We start from the raw sequence: 1,706 nt of genomic DNA, 5'->3' as shown, positions 1-1,706 counted from the left end.
AACCGCCGCGCGCCGCGCGGCGCGCGGCGGTTCAGAGGTCGGTGACGCGGATGCCGGCGTGCGCCTTGTAGCGCTTGTTGATCGCGATCAGGTTGGCGGTGAACGCCTCGATCTGGTGGGCGTTGCGCAGCCGGCCGGCGTAGATGCCCCGCATGCCGGGGATCCGCGCGGCCAACGCGGCCACCACGCCGGCCACCTCCCGGTCCTCGGTGCAGATCAGCACGTCGAGGTCGATCCGCTCGATCTGCGGGTCGGCCAGCAGCGGCGCGCTGACGTGGTTGAACGCGGCGCACACCCGGGACTCGGGCAGCAGCCCGGCGGCCTGCTGCACCGCGCTGCCCTCTGGTACGTCGAGCGCGTACGGGCCCTGCTTGTCGAAGCCGAGCGGGTTGACGCAGTCCACCACGATCTTGCCGGCCAGCGGCTCGGCGAGCGCGGCGACGGTGGCCGCGTGCCCGTCCCACGGCACCGCCACGATCACCACGTCGCTGCGCCGGGCCACGTCCTCGTTGTCGCCGCCGGAGACGATGGCGCCGTCGGGCACCCCGGGCAGGGCGGCGATCTCGGCGGCGGCCTGGGAGGCCCGCTCCGCGGTGCGGGAGCCGATCAGCACGCTCTGCCCGGCGCGGGCGAACCGGTAGGCGAGACCTCGTCCCTGGTCGCCGGTGCCACCGATGATGCCGACGGTCAGCCCGGAGACGTCGGGCAGCGTGGTCGCGTCGTAAGCCATGGGCTCATCCTCGCAAAGCGAGGCGGCGTGCGGTGCATCCCGATGCTGTGACAATGGCCGCTGGTCAGGCCCGTTCGAAGGCGACCCGGCGCTGGGCCGGGTCGGCGACGGTGAGGCGTACCCGGACGCGCTCGCCCAGCGGCAGCTCGCCGGTGCAGCGGGCGCGGACCGGCGGCTCGTCCAGCGCGATCGTGCCGCCGGGCGGTCGGCCGGGCCGGCCGTTGCCCGCCGGGCGCGGCTCGTCGACGTCGAGCACGGCCGCCTCGAACGTCTCCCCCACCCGGTGCGCGAGCAGCACCGCCTCGGCCAGTTCCACGGCGCCGCGGCTGGCCGCGCCGGCGGTCCGGTCGGTCGTGGCCATCACCTCGGGCAGCTTCGGCAGCGCGGCCCGGACCTGCTCGGGCACCTCCCGGCCCTCGTGCAGCGCCAGGCAGATCTCGGTGGCGTAGCGGTCGGCCAGCCGCCGCAGCGGCGCCGTGACGTGCGCGTACGCGGCCGCCACCCCGCCGTGCTCGGGCTGCTCGGGCAGCTCACCGTCGAACGCGGTGTACGCGGCGCCGCGCATCAGCTCGGCGGCCTGGTCGACGAAGGCGGCCACCCGGGGCTGGGAGGTGTCCAGCCCGTCGAGCACCTGACCGACGGGGGTGCCGTCCGGCCAGGGCACGCCGAGCGGTCCGGCGGCCAGCCGCAGCCGCTCGACCGCCTCCGCGCGGGGACGCGGCATGGTGCGCAGCAGCCCGATCCGGCCGGCCAGCATGATGTCGGCCGCCGCCATCCCGGTCAGCAGCGAGATCTGGGCGTTGTGCTCCTCCATCGGGCCGGGGCCGCGCAGCACCAGCCGCCACCCGTCGCCGTCGGGTTCGACGTCCTGCTCCGGCAGCGGCAGGTTGATCGCGCCCCGGCTCAGGCCACGGGCGGTGAGCAGCGCCCCGATCTCGGGCAGCAGGGCGATCGGCTCGGGCAGCCGGCCGGCGTC

At 76.0% G+C, this 1,706-nt stretch carries 1 protein-coding gene and 1 pseudogene; both read right to left on the bottom strand.

Annotated elements, in window-relative coordinates; translation table 11 throughout:
- Positions 1-31: 31 nt before the first annotated feature.
- The gene (gene npdG / locus KBX39_RS30570) at positions 32-730 is read right to left on the bottom strand and encodes an NADPH-dependent F420 reductase (RefSeq protein WP_210873879.1); all 699 of its coding nucleotides are present in this window, start codon (positions 728-730) and stop codon (positions 32-34) included.
- Positions 731-794: 64 nt separating this feature from the next.
- Positions 795-1,706, bottom strand: a pseudogene (locus tag KBX39_RS30565) (RNB domain-containing ribonuclease); the annotation flags it as partial.

The sequence above is a fragment of the Micromonospora sp. D75 genome, assembly GCF_018070405.1.
In the GTDB taxonomy this organism is placed as follows: domain Bacteria; phylum Actinomycetota; class Actinomycetes; order Mycobacteriales; family Micromonosporaceae; genus Micromonospora; species Micromonospora chalcea.
Note: the sequence above shows the minus strand (reverse complement) of the source record. Positions and strands in the feature narration are given on the sequence as shown.